At 67.2% G+C, this 16,676-nt stretch carries 16 protein-coding genes; 6 read left to right on the forward strand and 10 right to left on the reverse strand.

Annotated elements, in window-relative coordinates; genetic code table 11:
- Positions 1-3: 3 nt before the first annotated feature.
- From BCO18175_RS11150 to BCO18175_RS11165, 4 genes are all read left to right on the forward strand, one after another.
- Positions 4-771, forward strand: coding sequence for a tetratricopeptide repeat protein (locus tag BCO18175_RS11150; RefSeq protein ID WP_174980683.1), 768 nt, complete (start codon positions 4-6; stop codon positions 769-771).
- The gene (locus BCO18175_RS11155; protein ID WP_174980685.1) at positions 768-1,451 is read left to right on the forward strand and encodes a Fe2+-dependent dioxygenase; all 684 of its coding nucleotides are present in this window, start codon (positions 768-770) and stop codon (positions 1,449-1,451) included. Before BCO18175_RS11150 ends, BCO18175_RS11155 begins: the two co-directional genes overlap by 4 nt.
- 329 nt (positions 1,452-1,780) lie before the next feature.
- On the forward strand, positions 1,781-2,461 hold the full coding sequence (locus BCO18175_RS11160) for a M15 family metallopeptidase (RefSeq protein WP_254608042.1): 681 nt from the start codon (positions 1,781-1,783) through the stop codon (positions 2,459-2,461).
- A 103-nt stretch (positions 2,462-2,564) separates the two neighbouring features.
- Positions 2,565-3,149 (forward strand): nucleotidyltransferase family protein, encoded by a 585-nt coding sequence (locus BCO18175_RS11165; RefSeq protein WP_174980687.1) that lies wholly within the window; start codon positions 2,565-2,567, stop codon positions 3,147-3,149.
- Positions 3,150-3,338: 189 nt separating this feature from the next.
- Here the strand turns inward: BCO18175_RS11165 and BCO18175_RS11170 are convergent, their stop codons facing one another.
- The gene (locus BCO18175_RS11170; RefSeq protein ID WP_174980689.1) at positions 3,339-4,391 is read right to left on the reverse strand and encodes an RNA-guided endonuclease InsQ/TnpB family protein; all 1,053 of its coding nucleotides are present in this window, start codon (positions 4,389-4,391) and stop codon (positions 3,339-3,341) included.
- 92 nt (positions 4,392-4,483) lie between these two features.
- Here BCO18175_RS11170 and BCO18175_RS11175 point away from each other — a divergent pair, with 92 nt between their 5' ends.
- Positions 4,484-4,624: a hypothetical protein gene (locus tag BCO18175_RS11175; RefSeq protein ID WP_174981400.1), complete on the forward strand. Its 141-nt coding sequence runs from the start codon at positions 4,484-4,486 to the stop codon at positions 4,622-4,624.
- A 50-nt stretch (positions 4,625-4,674) separates the two neighbouring features.
- On the opposite strand, the gene BCO18175_RS11180 is transcribed toward BCO18175_RS11175, so the two are convergent.
- The 8 genes from BCO18175_RS11180 to panE all read right to left on the reverse strand — a co-directional run bounded on the left by BCO18175_RS11180 (position 4,675) and on the right by panE (position 13,931).
- Positions 4,675-5,433 carry an SDR family oxidoreductase gene (locus tag BCO18175_RS11180; RefSeq protein WP_174980691.1) on the reverse strand — a complete coding sequence of 253 codons (759 nt, stop codon included), beginning with the start codon at positions 5,431-5,433 and terminating at the stop codon, positions 4,675-4,677.
- Positions 5,430-6,977 carry an FGGY-family carbohydrate kinase gene (locus BCO18175_RS11185; RefSeq protein ID WP_174980693.1) on the reverse strand — a complete coding sequence of 516 codons (1,548 nt, stop codon included), beginning with the start codon at positions 6,975-6,977 and terminating at the stop codon, positions 5,430-5,432. Before BCO18175_RS11185 ends, BCO18175_RS11180 begins: the two co-directional genes overlap by 4 nt.
- A 29-nt stretch (positions 6,978-7,006) precedes the next feature.
- Entirely contained in the window at positions 7,007-8,095 is a 1,089-nt protein-coding gene (locus BCO18175_RS11190; RefSeq protein ID WP_174980695.1) for an alcohol dehydrogenase catalytic domain-containing protein, read from the reverse strand.
- A 46-nt stretch (positions 8,096-8,141) separates the two neighbouring features.
- Positions 8,142-9,155: an ABC transporter permease gene (locus tag BCO18175_RS11195; RefSeq protein ID WP_174980697.1), complete on the reverse strand. Its 1,014-nt coding sequence runs from the start codon at positions 9,153-9,155 to the stop codon at positions 8,142-8,144.
- Positions 9,142-10,662: a sugar ABC transporter ATP-binding protein gene (locus BCO18175_RS11200; RefSeq protein ID WP_174980699.1), complete on the reverse strand. Its 1,521-nt coding sequence runs from the start codon at positions 10,660-10,662 to the stop codon at positions 9,142-9,144. The genes BCO18175_RS11195 and BCO18175_RS11200 overlap by 14 nt, the downstream gene beginning before the upstream one ends.
- A 62-nt stretch (positions 10,663-10,724) precedes the next feature.
- On the reverse strand, positions 10,725-11,669 hold the full coding sequence (locus BCO18175_RS11205; protein ID WP_174980701.1) for a substrate-binding domain-containing protein: 945 nt from the start codon (positions 11,667-11,669) through the stop codon (positions 10,725-10,727).
- Positions 11,670-11,790: 121 nt separating this feature from the next.
- Positions 11,791-12,750, reverse strand: a complete 960-nt coding sequence (locus BCO18175_RS11210) for an AraC family transcriptional regulator (RefSeq protein ID WP_174915007.1) — start codon at positions 12,748-12,750, stop codon at positions 11,791-11,793.
- Positions 12,751-12,983: 233 nt separating this feature from the next.
- On the reverse strand, positions 12,984-13,931 hold the full coding sequence (gene panE / locus BCO18175_RS11215; RefSeq protein ID WP_174980703.1) for a 2-dehydropantoate 2-reductase: 948 nt from the start codon (positions 13,929-13,931) through the stop codon (positions 12,984-12,986).
- Positions 13,932-14,182: 251 nt separating this feature from the next.
- Here panE and BCO18175_RS11220 point away from each other — a divergent pair, with 251 nt between their 5' ends.
- Positions 14,183-15,736: a methyl-accepting chemotaxis protein gene (locus tag BCO18175_RS11220; RefSeq protein WP_174980704.1), complete on the forward strand. Its 1,554-nt coding sequence runs from the start codon at positions 14,183-14,185 to the stop codon at positions 15,734-15,736.
- A 25-nt stretch (positions 15,737-15,761) separates the two neighbouring features.
- On the opposite strand, the gene BCO18175_RS11225 is transcribed toward BCO18175_RS11220, so the two are convergent.
- Entirely contained in the window at positions 15,762-16,439 is a 678-nt protein-coding gene (locus BCO18175_RS11225; protein WP_174980706.1) for a response regulator transcription factor, read from the reverse strand.
- Between the last annotated feature and the right edge of the window lie 237 nt (positions 16,440-16,676).

Here is a 16,676-nt window from a genome sequence, read left to right on the forward strand (position 1 = left end):
TCGATGGAGGCCGTGTCGCTGAAGGCGCTCGCGTCCGTTTCGCCGCGCGAGTTCGCCGACATCCTGGCCGGGCCGCCCGAGCGCGCCGCCGCGTGGGTCGCGGCGGCGGCCGACAACGGCATCGTCGATGCGCAGGCCGTCTACGGGCAATACCTGCTCGACGGGCATGGCGTCGCGCGCGATCCGGCAGCCGCGTTCAACTGGTTCCGGCACGCGGCGCGGGCCGGCCACGCGATGGCGATGAACATGCTCGGCCGCTGCTACGAATTCGGCTGGGGCACGGCCGCATGCGCGCCGGTCGCCGTGTACTGGTACCGGCTCGCCGCGCAGGCGGGGCTCGACTGGGGCATGTACAACTACGCGACGGCGCTCGCGCTCGGCAACGGCGTCGACGAGAATCGCGCCGATGCACTCGACTGGTTCCAGCGCGCAGCCGCGCTCGGCCATGCGAAATCGATCAACCTGATCGGCGGCTTCTACGAGGATGGCTGGGTCGTGCCAGTCGACCCCGACGCCGCATTCGACCACTATCGCCGCGCCGCCGTTGCCGGCGACTTCCGCGGCCAGTTCAACCTTGCACGTCTGCTCGCCGAGCGCGGGCGCATCGACGAAGCGCTCGCGTGGCTCGCGCGCGTGCCGGCCACCGCCACCCCCGCGTTCGTCGCGAAGATGCGCGCGTATCTCGCGTCGTCGCCGCTCGACGCGTTTCGTGCGGCGGCGCTGCAGTTGCAACCACAGCCGCAGCCGCACTGCATGGAATCCGCATCATGATGCTTCATATCCCCGGCGTACTGACGAAGGCGCAGGTCACGCAATGTCGCGAGCTGCTCGATGCGGCCGAATGGGTCGACGGCAATGCGACGTCCGGCACGCAGTCGGCGCTCGCGAAACGCAACCGGCAATTGCCGGAAGGTTCGCCGGCCGCACGCGCGGTGGGCGACGCGATCCAGGACGCGCTGGCACGCCATCCGCTGTTCTTTTCGGCGGCGCTGCCGCTCAAGGTGTTTCCGCCGCTGTTCAATCGCTACGAAGGCGGCGAGACGTTCGGCACGCACGTCGACAACGCGATCCGGTTGCTGCGTGGCACGGATTTCCGCGTGCGCAGCGATCTGTCGGCAACGCTGTTTCTCGAAGAACCCGATGCGTACGACGGCGGCGAGCTGTGTGTCGAGGATACGTACGGCACACATCGCGCGAAGCTGCCGGCGGGCGACCTCGTGCTGTATCCGGCGTCGAGCCTGCATCACGTCACGCCCGTGACGCGCGGCGAGCGCGTCGCGTCGTTCTTCTGGATCCAGAGCATGGTGCGCGACGACGGCGACCGCACGCTGCTGTTCCAGCTCGATACGCAGATTCAGGCGCTTTCGGCGGAGAAAGGCGCGAAGGATCCGATGGTCATTTCATTGACGGGGATTTATCACAACCTGTTGAGGAAGTGGGCGGATGCGTAGCCAGCTGAGTGCAATCCAGCCGCCAGACGTGTTGTGCGGCTCGATCTTGCACAACGGCAATCCCGTCGATCCAATCGAGGAAAGCGCCTGGGAAGCGCCGCAATGCGGCACGCGAAACGAAGGCGCCCACGCAGACACATCCATCGAGACGCCTCGATAAGACAATCTCGCCCCCGCAGCGAAAACCGCGACACATCCTCTCCCCGACTCTGGCATATTGGCGATTCGTCTGACCAAATCGACCGCGAGCGGCCGGCCTTGCGCCACGAAGCTTCCCGCAACCCGCCGGACGTGGCCCTCAATCGTCGTCGCACTCGCTGCCCGCTATCGTGATTTCGCTCTCCGATCCCGTTGTCCGGTCGATTGCCCTGCTGGAGTCGCACGAAGGATTTGTCGATCTCGCCGGCTTCCATGACCGCATCGCCGTTGCTCCCGGCCCCGACGACGTCGCGAACACGAGCGCACATTTCCTGAAAGTACGTCGTGGCGTGGCAGAACGGCTGATCGCCGCCGCGCACACGCTCCCGGCGGGCCTGCGCCTGTACGTCAAGGAAGGCTATCGTCCGCTGGCCCTGCAGCGCCGCTACTTCACCGGGCATCTCGCGCACCTGCGCCGCACGCTGAATCCGCTGCCGGACGAAGACGCGCTGATCGCACTGACGAGCCACTACGTCGCTCCGCCGGAAGTCGCCGCCCATCCGACGGGCGCGGCCGTCGACCTGACGCTGATCTCGGCGGAAGGCATCGAGCTCGACATGGGTTGCGTGCTCGACGCCACCGACCAGGAATCATCCGGCGCGTGCTACACGCACAACCCGTTCATCAGCCGGTCGGCCGCCCGCAACCGTCAGGTATTGATCACCGCGCTGACCGGCGCCGGCCTCACGAACTACCCGTCGGAATGGTGGCATTGGTCGTTCGGCGACCGCTATTGGGCCGTGATGCACGACCAATCGCACGCGATCTACGGCCCCGTCGAGGAAGACATGCTCGACGAAGTCGCGCGCTGACATTCTTTCCGACGAAACGCGCCCGCCTCGGTAACATCCTCACTTGTCGATCCCAGCCCGCTCCCGCACAATCGCGGCACCTGCGTCACTCTCCCCCGCGCTGATGTCCTATGCGTCACTCACCACCGGCGTCCTGCTCGCCGGCGGCCTCGGTCAACGCTTCGACCCGAGCGGCCTGCAAAGCAAGCTGCTGGCGCTGCTTCCCGACGGCACGCCGGTTGCGGTTGCGGCCGCCCGCCATCTCGCCGCGGCCACGGCCAACGTGATCGCCGTCGTGCGTCCCGGTGCCGAAAAACTCGCGATGCTGCTGAACGAAGCCGGCTGCCACGTCGTCTATGCGCCCGACACCGTACGCGGGATGGGCGCGAGCCTCGCGGCCGGCGTGCGGGCGACGCCCGACGCGAACGGCTGGCTCGTCGCGCTCGGCGACATGCCGTGGATCGCGGCGTCCACCTACGAAACCGTCACGCGCGCGCTCGACGCCGACGACGCATCGATCGTCGCGCCCGCGCATCGCGGCGTGCGCGGCCATCCGGTCGGGTTCGCCGCGCACCACTTCGATGCGCTCGCCGCGCTCGACGGCGACACCGGCGCCCGCGCGCTGTTCGCCAGCGCACCGGTCAGGCTGCTCGACGTCGACGATCCCGGCATCGTGCGCGACGTCGATACACCGGCGGACTTGCGCTGACTTCACTTGCGCGAGCCCGCAATATCCTGCAGGAACACTGCCAATAAGCGGATTTCCCCGACGATCGACAACCCATCGCAAGAATCCCGCTGCAAACGTGCGCCCGATTGGCTATAACGGAAACGAGGCGCGTCCGCCGCGCCACCGCCGTCACGCACCGCGCGAGTTCTCCTTGACGTCCTCGTCCGCCTAAAGGCGGAGGATTCCCACACCTGGCGATGCACGTCCGCATCGGAGAATGTTCAGCGCAGCGTTGATATCCCGATCATGCTCGACACCACAGTCACTGCAGGCCCACTCTCTTATTCTCAGTCCCGCGATACCTTTCGGCCGCGTCGTGCTGTCTTTCGATCCGCACGCCGAACAGGACTGGGTAGAACCGCTTTCGTCGACTTCCTCGAACGTGGCTCCGTGCGCGATCGCTTTGTAGCGGAGCTTGTTTCGGAAGGACGACCAGGATGCGTCGTAGACGCTCTTCGCCATCCTGGTTCTGGCGAGTTTGACAGCCGACACGTTGCCGACCGCGATGAAATCGAAGCGCCGCACCAGATCGAGCGCGAGCTTGTGCTGGAAATCGGCACGGGCATTCGCGACCTTGGCGTGCAGCTTCGCGATATGCCGCTTGTGCTTTCGCGCCCGTTGCGCTTTCGCCAGCTTTTCCGCCGCTCGTCGACCGAACTGGTCATTGGGCAGCTTCTCGCCGGTCGAAAGTGTGGCGAAGTCTTTCAGGCCGAGATCGATGCCGACGCCGGAACAGATTGGGCGGGCCTGCACATCGGGCATCTCGATCGCGATGTTCAGGAACCAGTTGCCACGCGCGTCCTGCGCAAAGTTGGTCCCGTCCTTGATCTTGCCTTCGGGAAGCGGGCGGCTGTTGAACACGCGAAACGTGTTGCCGGCGAAACGGAACGCGTCACTCTCTCGCTTCAGGTCACGGCCCTTCAGCGGCACCCAGCCCAGCGACTTCCTGCCGCGATAGCGCAGGTAAGGGCGACAATGCAGGCTGCGCGACTTCGCGTATTGTTCGCACGTTGCGTTGACCGTGCCGGAGTGGATGCCGAGCTCCTTGCTAGTACCGGTCGTCAGCACGTTCAAGTCGAATCCCGTCGGCCACTTCTTGCTCCACTTGAGCGCGTGCTTCTGCGTGTCATTGCAGAAGTTCCAGACGTCGTTCACCGCACGGCTCTGCTTGTTGAGCAGTCCGTTGAGCGACTTCACGCGGTAGCGGTAAACAAGGATCATGCCGGTGATCCTAACCCGTGGAAGAAGCTGCCTGTCAACAGCACGCCTTTCCTTCCCGCCATCAATGGCGGGGTTTCTCGGAGCAAATTCTGATGAGCGACCACACGACCCCGACGCCCGAGCCACCGGCCGACCCGAACCGCGATCCGGAAGACGATCCGTTCTCGCCGCCGCCCGGCCATCACGACAACCCGCAGCAGCCGGACGGACCGCCGAGCAAGGACCCGGTCTAGCCTCGCGCCGGCCGCGCCGCAAACTCGACCCGCTACTGACTTGACGGGTTCTAGCGCGCCGTATACCCGCCGTCGACCGGCAACGACACCCCGTTGACCATCGACGCCGCATCGCTCAGCAGGAACAGGATCGGTTCGACCACCTCGTCCGGCTCCGCAAATCGCCCGAGCGGAATCGCGGCCAGCATCGGCGCACGCTTTTCCGGTTCGCTCCACGCGAACTGCGCCATCGGCGTGAGCGTCACGGTCGGGTTCACACTGTTCACACGAATACCGTGCGGCCCGAGTTCGATGCACAGTACGCGCGTGATCGCGTCCATCGCCGCCTTCGACGCGCAATAGCTCAGATGCGCGGGCAACCCGACGAGCGCGGCCTGGCTCGATACGTTGACGATGCTGCCCCGCGCCTGCGCGGCGCCACGGCCGTCGCGCGCGATCATCTTCCGTGCGACGGCCCGTGCGACGAGCGCCGCGCCGCGCGCATTGACGGCCATCACGCGATCGAAATGCGCGGCGCTCACCTCGAGCGCCGATTCGAGCGACGCGATCCCCGCGCAATTCACGAGGCCGTCGAACGCATCGTCCGCGGCGAGGGCCGCGTCGATCGCATGCTCGTCGCCGCCGACATCGAGTCGCATCGTCTCGCACGCGGTCTCGCCGGCCAGCGCATCGAGCGCGGCCATGTCGCGCCCGGCCGCGACGACCCGCGCGCCCGCCTGCGCCAGTGCGACCGCGCACGCGCGCCCGATCCCGCTCGACGCCCCCGTGACGAGCACCCGCGAACCGCCGAAATCGAATCGTGTCTTCATGATGGCGTGTGCAACCCGTGCATGATCGGTTTGAGCGCCGGATACAGCGCCGTGTAGAGCGCAAAGCGCGCCGCATACGCTTTCGCGCGTTCGGCGTCGGGCCGCGCACGCTCGACGAGCGTGACCCAGCCGCCCTGCGCGTCGTCGTGCGACACGAGCCCAGCCCCGACGCCCGCGAGCAACGCCGCCCCCATCGCGGCTTCGACGTCCTGCTCGATGGTCCACACCGGGAAACCCGTCACGTCCGCGATGATCTGCATCCATAGCGCCGAATGCGCGGCCCCGCCCACGACGATCAGCCGGTCGTCGAGCGCAGCCGCACCACGCCGCCCGGCCTCGATGTTATGCCGCAATGCGAATGCGACGCCTTCGAGCACCGCGCGATACAGGTGCGCGCGCGTATGGGCCAGACTCAACCCGACGAACGCGCCGCTCGCCTTCGCGTCCCACACGGGGCTGCGCTCGCCCATCAGGTACGGCAGGAACAGCACGCCGTCGGCGCCCGGCGGCACGCTTTCGGCTGCTTCCTCGAGCAATACGTGCGGATCGCCATGCGGCAGCAGGCGTGCCGCATCGATTTCCGCGTGACAGAACTGGTCGCGAAACCACGCAACCGACGCGCCGGCCGTGATCGCGCCGCCGAACACGTACAGGTCGCGCTGTCCGTTGAACACGTGCGGCATGCTGACGAACCCGTGCCGCGCATCGACGTGCTGGCTCACGTAACCCCAGCACATGCTGGTGCCGATCATCGCGACATGCTGCCCCGTGCGCGTCGCGCCGGCCGCGAAGGTCGCGACGGCCGCATCGACGCCGCCCGCGACGACAGGCGTGCCGGCCGGCAGCCCGAGCTGCGCCGTCCATTGCGACAGCAGCCCGCCGACGATGTCCGTCGATTCGACGAGCCGCTCGGGCATCATCGTCGCCGGAATGCCGAGCATGTCGAGCGCGTCGTCGGACCACTCGCGACGCGCGACGTCGTACACGCCGCCGATATTGCCGGCCGAACTGTGATCGACCGCGACCTCGCCGGTCAGCAGGTAGATCACGTACGCGTTCGGCGGCAGGAAATAGCGCACGTTCGCCCACACATCCGGGCGCTGGTCGCGCAGCCACAGCATCTTCGTGAAGCCGTAATAGCTGTCGACGCCGTTGCCCGTGATCACGCGCAGCCGCTCGACGTTCACGTTCGCGTTGACCCAGTCGACTTCCGCGGTCGCGCGCCGGTCCATCCAGATCAGGCACGGATGGATCGGCCGCATGTCGCTGTCGACCGGAATGCCCGAGCCGCCGTACAGGCTGCTCACGCACACCGCGCGGATCGCATCGGCCGGCACGCCCTGCGCGCGCGCATCGCTCACGCAGCCCGCAATGCACGCGAGCACCGCGTCGAACCACACCTGCGGCCATTGCTCGGCCCACAGCGGGCGCGGCGTATCGGGCTGGTAGCCGGCCGAGCACCGCGCGACGATCGTGCCGTGCCGGTCGACGAGCAGCGCCTTGGTGCTCTGCGTGCCGATGTCGACGCCTATGACGTATTCCATGATGTCTCCGGTGAGGCGCACGCCGTCCGTCAGCGGGCCGGCTTCAGCAGCACCTTGATCGATTCGGGCGATTTCGCGACGCGGATCGCGTCGTCCCAGTCCTCGAGTGCGAAATCGTGCGTGACGATGCCTTTCGACGTGACGAGCCCGCGTGCGAGCAGGTCGATCGCGATCGGGTAGCAGTATGGCCCCAGGTGCGCGCCGCGCACGTCGAGTTCCTTGCGGTCGCCGATGATCGACCAGTCGACGGTCGCATCCTCGCCGAACACGCTGAATTCGACGAAGCGGCCGAGCTTGCGGATCAGGTCGAGCCCCTGGCTCACGCCGACCGGCGCGCCGGTCGTCTCGATGTAGACGTCGCAGCCGTAGCCGTCGGTGAGCGACCTGACGATCTCGCGCGCGTCGTCGCGCTTCGGGTTGATCGTCACGTCCGCACCGTATTGCCGCGCGAGTTCCAGCCGCTCGTCGATCAGGTCGATCACGACGAGCTTCTTCGGCGTCTTCAGGCGCGCGACCTGCGTCATCATCAGCCCGAGCGGGCCCGCGCCCGCGATCACGACCACATCGTCGAGTTGGACGTCGCCGCGATTCACCGTATGGATCGCGCACGACAGCGGCTCGATGATCGCGGCGTCTTCAAGCGACACGCCAAGCGGGATCCTGTGGACGATCGCGGTCGGCGGAATGCGCATGTACTCGGCCATCCCGCCGTCGGCCACCTCGCGCTGGAAGCCGAAGATGTTGTGCACTTCGCACATCCAGTACTGGCCCGACTTGCAATAGCGGCACTTGCCGCACGGCACGATCTGCTCGGCGATCACGCGGTCGCCCACCGCCACGCCGAAGTGCTCGGCCGCGCCGTCGCCAAGCGCTTCGACATAGCCGAAGAACTCGTGGCCGGGAATCACGGGCGCCTTCACCCACGGGCTCGGGCCGCCCCAGAACATCTTCGCGCCGGTATAGCACTTGCAGTCGCTCGCGCAGATCCCGCATGCGGCGATGCGGATCACGAGCTCGTTCGCGCCGGGGCGCGGCTTCGCGACCTGTTCGACGCGATAGTCCTCGGGGCCGTGGCAGACGACCGCGGTCATCCGCGGCGGGGCTTCGGGTGTCGTCATGGGTTATCTCTTTCGTTGATGATTCGGATGACTGATAAATCGATCGTTACCGCGACCGTTCGCGGCTGATGTAGATCGCGAGCAGGATGATTCCGCCCTTGATCACGTTCTGCACATACGGGTTCACGCCGATCATGTTCAGCCCGTTGTTGAGCACGCCGAGCAGAAGCGCGCCGACCAGCGTGCCGAGGATCGCGCCGCGCCCGCCGGAGATCGACGTGCCGCCCATCACGACGGCCGCGATCGCGTCGAGCTCGAAGCCCACGCCGGCGTTCGGCTGCCCGCTCATCAGCCGCCCGGTCAGCACGATCGCGGCGAGCGCCGACGTGAGCCCCGCCAGCGTGTAGACGATCAGCTTCACGCGCGCGACCCGCACGCCGGTGAGCCGCGTCGCCTGCTCGTTGCCGCCGATCGCATACACGTAGCGGCCGAACGGCATCCGGTCGAGCAGCAGCCATGCGATCGCATAGACCACCAGCATGATCAGCACGGGCGCCTGGATGCCGAACACCTTGCCGCTACCGAAGAATGCGACCCAGTCGGGCAAGCCGTCGATCGGATAGCCGCCCGTGTAGATCAGTGCGAGGCCACGCGCGATGCCCATCGTCGCGAGCGTGACGATGATCGGCGGCATCCCCGCGAACGCGACGAACACGCCGTTCAGGAAGCCGAAACCGAGGCCGACCGCGATGCCGATCGCGAGCGCGGCAACCGCGTTCACGCCCGCGACCATCAGCCCGGCCGCCAGCGTGCCCGACAGCGCCATCACCGAGCCGACCGACAGGTCGATCCCGCCGGTCAGGATCACGCAGGTCATGCCGACCGCGATGATCGCGTTGATCGACACCTGGCGCAGCACGTTCTCGAGGTTCGCGGCGGACAGAAAGCTCGGGCTCGCGATCATCATCGCGATGCACACGACGATCAGCCCGACGAGCGGATAGAACAGCGTCGAGCGCCGCAGTTGCGCCCACATCGCGCGTGGCGGCGGTGCGTCGCCATTTCCGGCGGTGGCCGCGAGCGTGGTGGAAGGCGTGGAAGAAGAATCAGGCAGGTTCATGGATCGCTCCTCGCGTGCCGGCCGTGGCATAGGTCATGACCGTGTCGGGATCGATCTCGTCGCCTGCGAGCGTCGCCTCGATGCGGCCCTGCCGGAACACGGCGACGCGATCGCACATGCCGACGATTTCCGGCAATTCGGACGAGATCATGATGATGGCGTAGCCGCGCGCGGTGAGTTCGCGCATCAGCCCGTAGATTTCGGCTTTCGCGCCGACGTCGATGCCGCGCGTCGGCTCGTCGAAGATCAGCACCGACGTGTGATGGTTCAGCCAGCGCGCGATCACGACCTTCTGCTGGTTGCCGCCGGACAGCGTCGCGACCTCGGTGTGGATCGACGGCGCCTTCACGCCGACGCGCCGCATCACGTCATGCGTCGCGCGCGCCTCGCCGCGGCGGTCGATCAGCCAGCGCATCGACCGGTACTTGCCGAGGTTGTTCAGCGAGATGTTGTCGCGGATCGAGAACGACGTGACGAGCCCTTCCGTCTTGCGGCTTTCCGGCAGGATGCCGATGCCCGCGCGCAGCGCGTCGGCCGGATCGGCAAGCTTCGCGGCCGCGCCGCGCACGCGCACGTCCTTGCGATGCGCCCGCGTCGCGCCGATCACCGCGAGCGCGGTTTCGGTACGGCCCGAGCCGACCAACCCGGCGAAGCCGAGGATCTCGCCGGCATGCAGCGTGAAGCGGTTCACCGGGCCGCCGCGCTCGATCTGCAGTTCATCGACCTCCAGCACCCGCGGCGCATCGGCCGCGCGCGCCGGCTTCGGCGGAAAGCTGCTTTCGATCCGGCGGCCGACCATCATCCGCACGAGCTGTTCGACGTCCGTGCACGCAACGTCGGTCGTCGCCACGTACTGGCCGTCGCGCAGCACCGTGATGCGGTCGCACACCGCGAAAATCTCGTCGAGGTGGTGCGAGATGAAGATCATCGCGACGCCCTGCCGCTTCAGCTCGCGCATGATCGCGAACAGGTGCCCGGCCTCGGCCGGCGTGAGCGTGGCGGTCGGTTCGTCGAGGATCAGGATGCGCGCGTCGAGCGACAGCGCCTTGCCGATCTCGACGAACTGCTGCTGCGCGACCGACAGCGCGCGAATCGGCGCATCGAGATCGATCGCCACGCCGAGCCGCGCGAAGATCGCGGCCGCCGCGTGACGCATCCGTTTGCGGTCGCGTGCGCCCCAGCGGGTGCGCAGCTCGCGGCCGAGGAACAGGTTGTCGACGGCATCGAGGTGCGGAATCAGGCTGAATTCCTGGAACACGATGCCGACGCCCGCCGCGACCGCGTCGTGATAGTCCGCGAAATGGCGTGCGGTGCCATCGATCTCGATCGTGCCGGCATCCGGCTGATGAATGCCGCACAGGATCTTCATCAGCGTCGACTTGCCCGCGCCGTTCTCGCCGAGCAGCGCGTGAATCTCGCCGCGCGCAATCTCCAGATGAATGTCGGACAGCGCCTTCACGCCCGGAAAGCTTTTCGTGATGTGGCTGAGCCTGAGTATCGTGTCCATCGGCTTCTCCGTACGAAGGGCGCCGGCCGTGCCGCCGCCCTTCGCGTCGCATCGCACGCCGTTCACCAGCTGAAGCCCTTCGCGTTGCCGCGATCGACCACCTTCACGTCGACCGGGATCGCCTTCGGCACCGTCGCGCCCCACTTGCGCGCGATCGCGATGCCGAGCGCGATGCGCACCTGGTCGGCCGGGAACTGCGCGGTCGTCTCGATGAACTTCGAATTCGGCTTCTGGATCGCGGCGATCGCCTCGGGCGCGCCGTCGACGCTCGTCAGCTTGATGTCCTTGCCCGAGCTCTCGATCGCGGCGAGCGCGCCCATCGCGCCGCCGTCGTTCACGCTGAAGATGCCCTTCAGGTTCGGATGCGCGGAGATCATGTTCTCGGTCACCGACAGCGCGGTCGCGCGCTCCTGCTTGCCGTTCTGCGTGTCGACCAGCTTCACGTTCGGATATTTCGCGAGCCCCGCCTTGCAGCCGCGCACGCGTTCGAGAATCGGCACGACCGGAATGCCGTCGAGAATCGCGACCTCGCCGCTGCCGCCGATCGCCTTCGCGAGGTAGTCGCACGACATCACGCCGGCGTCGTAGTTCTTCGAGCCGACGAACGAATCGACCGGGCCGTTCGCGTTCGCATCGACGGCCACCACCACCGCGCCGGCCTTCTTCGCCTGCGTGATCGCCGACTGGATCCCGGTCGAATCGGTCGGGTTCACGAGCAGGATGTCGATCTTCTTCTGCAACATGTCCTCGACATCGCTCACCTGCTTGCTGACGTCGTGATGCGCGTCGGTGACGACGACCTGCGCGCCGATCGATGCGGCCGCGTCGTTCAGCGCCTTCTGCATCGTCACGAAATACGGGTTGTTCAGCTCCTGGAACGTCATGCCGATCCGCAGCGGTGCGGCGTGCACGGCGGCAGCGGGCAGCCAGGCCGCGACGGCGAGCGCGGCAACCACCGCCATGCGGGCGGCGCGGCGGGGGGATGAAGCGGGCGATGCATGCGTCATGACGGTGTCTCCGGTTGTATATGCAGCTTTTTCGTGGGTGAACGCGCCCCTCGCGACGGGGGCGACGCGATTGCGCTGGGTGAAACGGTGGGGAAAGTTCAGGCGGGCCGCGGCCCCGCGATCATCCGGGCTGCGGCGCGAGCTCGGGGATGCCGGGCGTGACGACGCGTGGCGGCAGCGGATTGCCGGTGGGCGCCGCGTGAAGCGCAAGCTCGCGGCTGCGCGCGTTCAGGCGCTGCAGCGCGCGGAATTCGGACGGCGCCATCCCCTTCACCGCACGGAACTGGCGGTTGAAGTTCGACACGTTGTTGAAGCCGGCCTGGAAGCAGATATCGGTGATGTTCGCGTCGTCGGCGAGCAGCATCTGGCACGCGGACTCAATCCGCAGACGATTCACGTACTGGACGAACGGCATGCCCGTCTGGCGGTGGAACGCTCGCGAGAACGCGCTGACGCTCTGCCCCGTCAGTTGCGCGAGATCGGCTTCGCGCAGCTCGGATGCGAGGTTCTTGCCGATGTACGACAGCGCATGGCTGAGCCGCGTCGGCGTGACATCGGCCTGGTCGTACGCGGGGCTCGCGAGCAGCGTACGTTCGGCCGCTCCGCAAAGCCGTTCGAGGATCGTCATGAACAGCGCGATGCGGCGCATGCCGCGCGCGGCCAGCAGTTCGTCGAACAGCGGCGCAATCGCGGCGCTGGTCGCCGCGTCGAAGCCGACCCCGCGCCGCGCATCGTCGAGCAGCGCCTGCGCGTCGCGGCATTCGGGAAACGCGTCCATGCAGCGGCGCACGAACGCCGGGTCGAACTGGATCACGAGATTGCGGCGCTCGACGGTTTCGCCTTCGGCCATGTCGCTGACCCAGTTGTGCGGCAGGTTCGGGCCGAGCAGCACGAGATGGCCGGGGCCGAACGAGCCGATGTGATCGCCGACAAAATACTTGCCGCGCGTCGCGACGATCAGGTGCAGTTCGAATTCGGGATGGAAGTGCCAGCGGATCGTGCGATACGGATAGCCGTGCGACCAGACCTTGAACGACTCGTCGCGTCGCACTTCGACCACTTCCAGATCGGGGTGCATCATTGTTGGCGTCTCCATTCCCATGTCTCGCTGGCCGGTTCGTTGCGCGCGTGCGCCGCGCATTTCACGCGGCGACGCGACCGGTCGCATGGGAAGCAATGTAGGTCGATCAAGCGCGCGGCTCCACCAACTTTACGCCTGATTTCCGATACTTTTTTGCGCATTCCGGCCGCAAACGGCGCCGGACGGCAAATTTGTGCAGCGCGGAACGGCCGGGCGGCCGCCCGCTCCGGTGCTTACGCGGCCGCGTGCTCGCGCGCCGTACGCACTTCGTATGCCTTCAGGTGGTTGTACGCGATCCGCAGCAGCGACAGCGCATCGGCCGCCTGCGGGTCGCGCCGCGCGAGCAGGTCGCCGATCACGTGATCGGCTTCGACGCGCGCGTGGTTCTCGACGTCGCGCAGCATCGACGCGGTCAGCGGCGACGGCGTCAGCACCATCCGCTGCATCCGCTCGATCGCGGCCGGGTCGGGCCGGAAGCCGTTGTGCTCGGCAATCGCGCTGCATTCGCCGAGCATCGTCTCGAGCAGGCGGCGGCCGTCCGGCGCGGCGAGAATATCGCCCACCGAGCCGCGGAACAGCGACGTGCTCGCGGCGAGCGTCGCGAGGAACACCCATTTTTCCCACATCCGTGCGGCCACGTTGTCGCTGAGCGTCGCATCGAAACCCGCGCCGCCGAGCACCTCGGCCACCGCCCGTACGCGCGGCGATTCACCGCCCGCGAGTTCACCGAAGGTGACCCCGTGCGTGTCGTTGAGGTGCACGATGCGCTGCTCGCGATCGAGCGTCGCCGCGATCACGCACAGCCCGCCGAGCACCTGCGCGACGCCGAACCGGTCGCGCAGCACGTCGAGATGACGCATGCCGTTGAGCATCGGCAGGATCAACGTCTGCGGGCCGACGAACGGTGCGAACGAGTGAATCGCGTCGTCGAGGCTGTACGCCTTGCAGCTCAGCAGCACGAGGTCGAACGGCGCGACGCCGGCATCCGCATCGCTCCCGCGCACCGTCTGCACGTTCGCGAGCGTCAAGTCGCCGCGCGGGCTGCGGATCAGCAGCCCGTCACGCGCCAGCGCCGCCGCACGGCCGTCACGCACCAGGAACGTCACGTCGCGCCCCGCCGCGGCCAGCCGGCCGCCGAAATATCCGCCGACCGCGCCGGCCCCTACCACCAGAATTCGCATCGTTGCCTCCTTTCGGTTTCATTCGCCGCCGCGCCGCCGAGCCGGGCCCGCTGCGCGCACGCCATCGCCCCGTGAGTATAGCGACACCCGTTATGCATATGCATAGATACCCTTATCGTCATTAGAGGGATGCATCCACGGTACCGGTTCCTAGGGATAACCCGTCTACGGGGACGCACGCCGGGCGCCGTCAAGACACTTATCCCGTCACGCCGTTTCGGCGAGCTTCCACGACCGACCGACCACACACCATGCGCAACCTTTCACTGAATCAGAAACTCGCCTCGATGATCGTCATCCTCTGGCTCGGCCTGCTCGTAATCGCCGGGCTCGGCGCATGGCAGACGCGCGCATCGATGATCACGGACCGCCGCGACCAGCTCGCTTCACTGGTCGCGCAGGCCGCGAGCGTGACCGACCATTTCTACAAGCTGTCGCAGCAGAACGCGCTGCCGGAAGCCGACGCGAAGCAGAAGGCGCTCGAGGCGATCGCCGCGATGCGCTACGGCGCCGACGGCTACATCTCGATCAACGACTCGAAGCCGGTGATCGTGATGCATCCGATCAAGTCCGAGCTCAACGGCAAGGACGTGTCGAATTTCACCGATCCGAACGGCAAGCACCTGTTCGTCGAGATCGTGAAGGCCGGCAACCAGGAAGGCGGCAAGGGCTTCGTCGAGTATCTGTGGCCGAAGCCGGGCGCCGACAAGCCGCAGGAGAAAACCAGCGCCGTGCAGCGCTTCGCGCCGTGGGACTGGTATCTCGTGACCGGCATGTACATGAACGACGTGCGCTCGGCGGTGCTCGAAAGCGTCGGTCGCTGGCTCGCGATGACGGCCGTGCTCGGCGGGATCGCGACCGCCGTGATGGTGCTGGTGCTGAAAAGCGTGCGCGCGAACCTCGGCGGCGAACTGGAAGTGGCGCTCGACGCCGCGCAGCGCATCGCGCAGGGCGACCTGACCGCGCACGTCACCGTGAAGCACGACGATCGCGGCAGCCTGCTGCACGCGCTGCACACGATGCAGGGCGGGCTGATCGACATGGTGTCGCGCGTGCGGATGGGCACCGAGAACATCAACGTCGGCGCAAGCGAGATCGCATCCGGCAACACGGACCTGTCGCAGCGCACCGAGGAACAGGCGGCCGCGCTCGTGCAGACTGCGTCGAGCATGGATCAGATGACCGCGAACGTGAAGCAGAACGCGGACAGCGCCGCGCAGGCCGCGACGCTCGCCGGCCAGGCCGCGCAGGTCGCGACGCGCGGCAGCGCGGTGGTCGACGACGTCGTGCGCACGATGAACGAGATCACCGACCGCTCGCACAAGATCGGCGACATCATCGGCGTGATCGACGGGATCGCGTTCCAGACCAACATCCTCGCGCTGAATGCGGCGGTCGAAGCCGCGCGGGCGGGCGAACAGGGCCGCGGCTTCGCCGTGGTCGCGGCCGAGGTGCGCTCGCTTGCGCAACGCTCGGCGACGGCCGCGAAGGAGATCAAGTCGCTGATCGTGTCGTCGAACGAGACCGTCGAGCAAGGCGCGGCGCTGGTCACGCACGCGGGCGAGACGATGGCCGAGATCGTGCAGTCGGTGCGGCGCGTGAACGAGATCCTCGACGAGATCAGCCATGCGTCGCGCGAACAGAGCGCCGGGATCGAGCAGGTCAATCGCGCGGTGGGCGAAATGGACCAGGTCACGCAGCAGAACGCGGCGCTCGTCGAGGAAGCCGCGGCCGCCGCGCATTCGCTGCGCGATCAGGCCGAGGCGCTGCGGGATGCCGTGACGCGGTTCGCGTTGCCGGCCTGACGGTAGCCGCCCGGCGCGCGCATGCTCACACGGCGCCGCCGGGACATGACGGGGCGGCGGCGGTGCCGAGCCCCAGCCCCGCCGCCCGCTGGATCAGCTCGACATCGTTGTTCACGCCAAGCTTCTTCATCGCACTGATCTTCTGCGCGCTGACCGTCTGCTTGCCCTTGCTCAGGCGCTGCGCGATCGTCTTGATCGGCACACCCGACAGATACAGGCGAATGACCTCGATCTCGCGCGCCGACAGCTTCACGGGCGCCTCGCGGCGCTCGCCGCCGGCATCGACCGCGCGCCTGACGATCGGCGACAGGTAGCACCCGCCGCTGTAGCTCGAATGAATGGCCGTGACGATATGGCCGACCTCGTCGAACTTGCTGACGATGCTCACGCCGCCGATCGCGAGGATCGACCCGAAGATCAGCGGATTCTCGTTCGCGACCAGCGCGACGATCCCGACGTTCGGACGCGTGCGCCGCAGCCAGTGGAACAGCGCGAGGCCGTCCATCTGCTCGTCTCCGCGGATCGCATAGTCGACCAGCACGACGTCGCAGTCGACGCCGCCGAGCGACGCGACCAGTTCGGCCACGCTCCGGTAGACCGCGACGAGCTCGATCGCACAGCCGCTGCCCGCGACCTGCTCGATGCCGGCCAGCGTCAACGGCCAGTCGTACGCGAAAACGACGCGAACATTGAATTTCCTCATGCGCAGTTCCAGATGGTTCATCGGCCGCGCGACGCGGAACGCGCACGGCCGGTTTGGCGTTGAAAGGACGTTCAGGCTATTTTTAGCCCGAACGTCGATTCTATGAAGCGGCGTGCGGACGGGATATCGGACGGGATCGGGATCGGCCGCCGGGGACGTAATACGAGTTTGATATTTGCGCCGGTTCGAGCGCCCGGCGCACGGCGGCCGGCAGCTGCGGACATCGGCCGGATGGCC

The organism is Burkholderia lata (assembly GCF_902499335.1).
Taxonomy (GTDB): domain Bacteria; phylum Pseudomonadota; class Gammaproteobacteria; order Burkholderiales; family Burkholderiaceae; genus Burkholderia; species Burkholderia lata_B.

Coding starts and splice junctions, on each gene's coding strand:
- BCO18175_RS11200 (WP_174980699.1), bottom strand. CDS start 10,662: ATGGACACGATACTCAGGCTCAGCCACATCACGAAAAGCTTTCCGGGC.
- BCO18175_RS11220 (WP_174980704.1), top strand. CDS start 14,183: ATGCGCAACCTTTCACTGAATCAGAAACTCGCCTCGATGATCGTCATC.
- BCO18175_RS11185 (WP_174980693.1), bottom strand. CDS start 6,977: ATGGAATACGTCATAGGCGTCGACATCGGCACGCAGAGCACCAAGGCG.
- BCO18175_RS11175 (WP_174981400.1), top strand. CDS start 4,484: ATGAGCGACCACACGACCCCGACGCCCGAGCCACCGGCCGACCCGAAC.
- BCO18175_RS11165 (WP_174980687.1), top strand. CDS start 2,565: ATGTCCTATGCGTCACTCACCACCGGCGTCCTGCTCGCCGGCGGCCTC.
- BCO18175_RS11180 (WP_174980691.1), bottom strand. CDS start 5,433: ATGAAGACACGATTCGATTTCGGCGGTTCGCGGGTGCTCGTCACGGGG.
- BCO18175_RS11210 (WP_174915007.1), bottom strand. CDS start 12,750: ATGATGCACCCCGATCTGGAAGTGGTCGAAGTGCGACGCGACGAGTCG.
- BCO18175_RS11225 (WP_174980706.1), bottom strand. CDS start 16,439: ATGAGGAAATTCAATGTTCGCGTCGTTTTCGCGTACGACTGGCCGTTG.
- BCO18175_RS11155 (WP_174980685.1), top strand. CDS start 768: ATGATGCTTCATATCCCCGGCGTACTGACGAAGGCGCAGGTCACGCAA.
- BCO18175_RS11150 (WP_174980683.1), top strand. CDS start 4: ATGGAGGCCGTGTCGCTGAAGGCGCTCGCGTCCGTTTCGCCGCGCGAG.
- panE (WP_174980703.1), bottom strand. CDS start 13,931: ATGCGAATTCTGGTGGTAGGGGCCGGCGCGGTCGGCGGATATTTCGGC.
- BCO18175_RS11205 (WP_174980701.1), bottom strand. CDS start 11,669: ATGACGCATGCATCGCCCGCTTCATCCCCCCGCCGCGCCGCCCGCATG.
- BCO18175_RS11190 (WP_174980695.1), bottom strand. CDS start 8,095: ATGACGACACCCGAAGCCCCGCCGCGGATGACCGCGGTCGTCTGCCAC.
- BCO18175_RS11170 (WP_174980689.1), bottom strand. CDS start 4,391: ATGATCCTTGTTTACCGCTACCGCGTGAAGTCGCTCAACGGACTGCTC.
- BCO18175_RS11195 (WP_174980697.1), bottom strand. CDS start 9,155: ATGAACCTGCCTGATTCTTCTTCCACGCCTTCCACCACGCTCGCGGCC.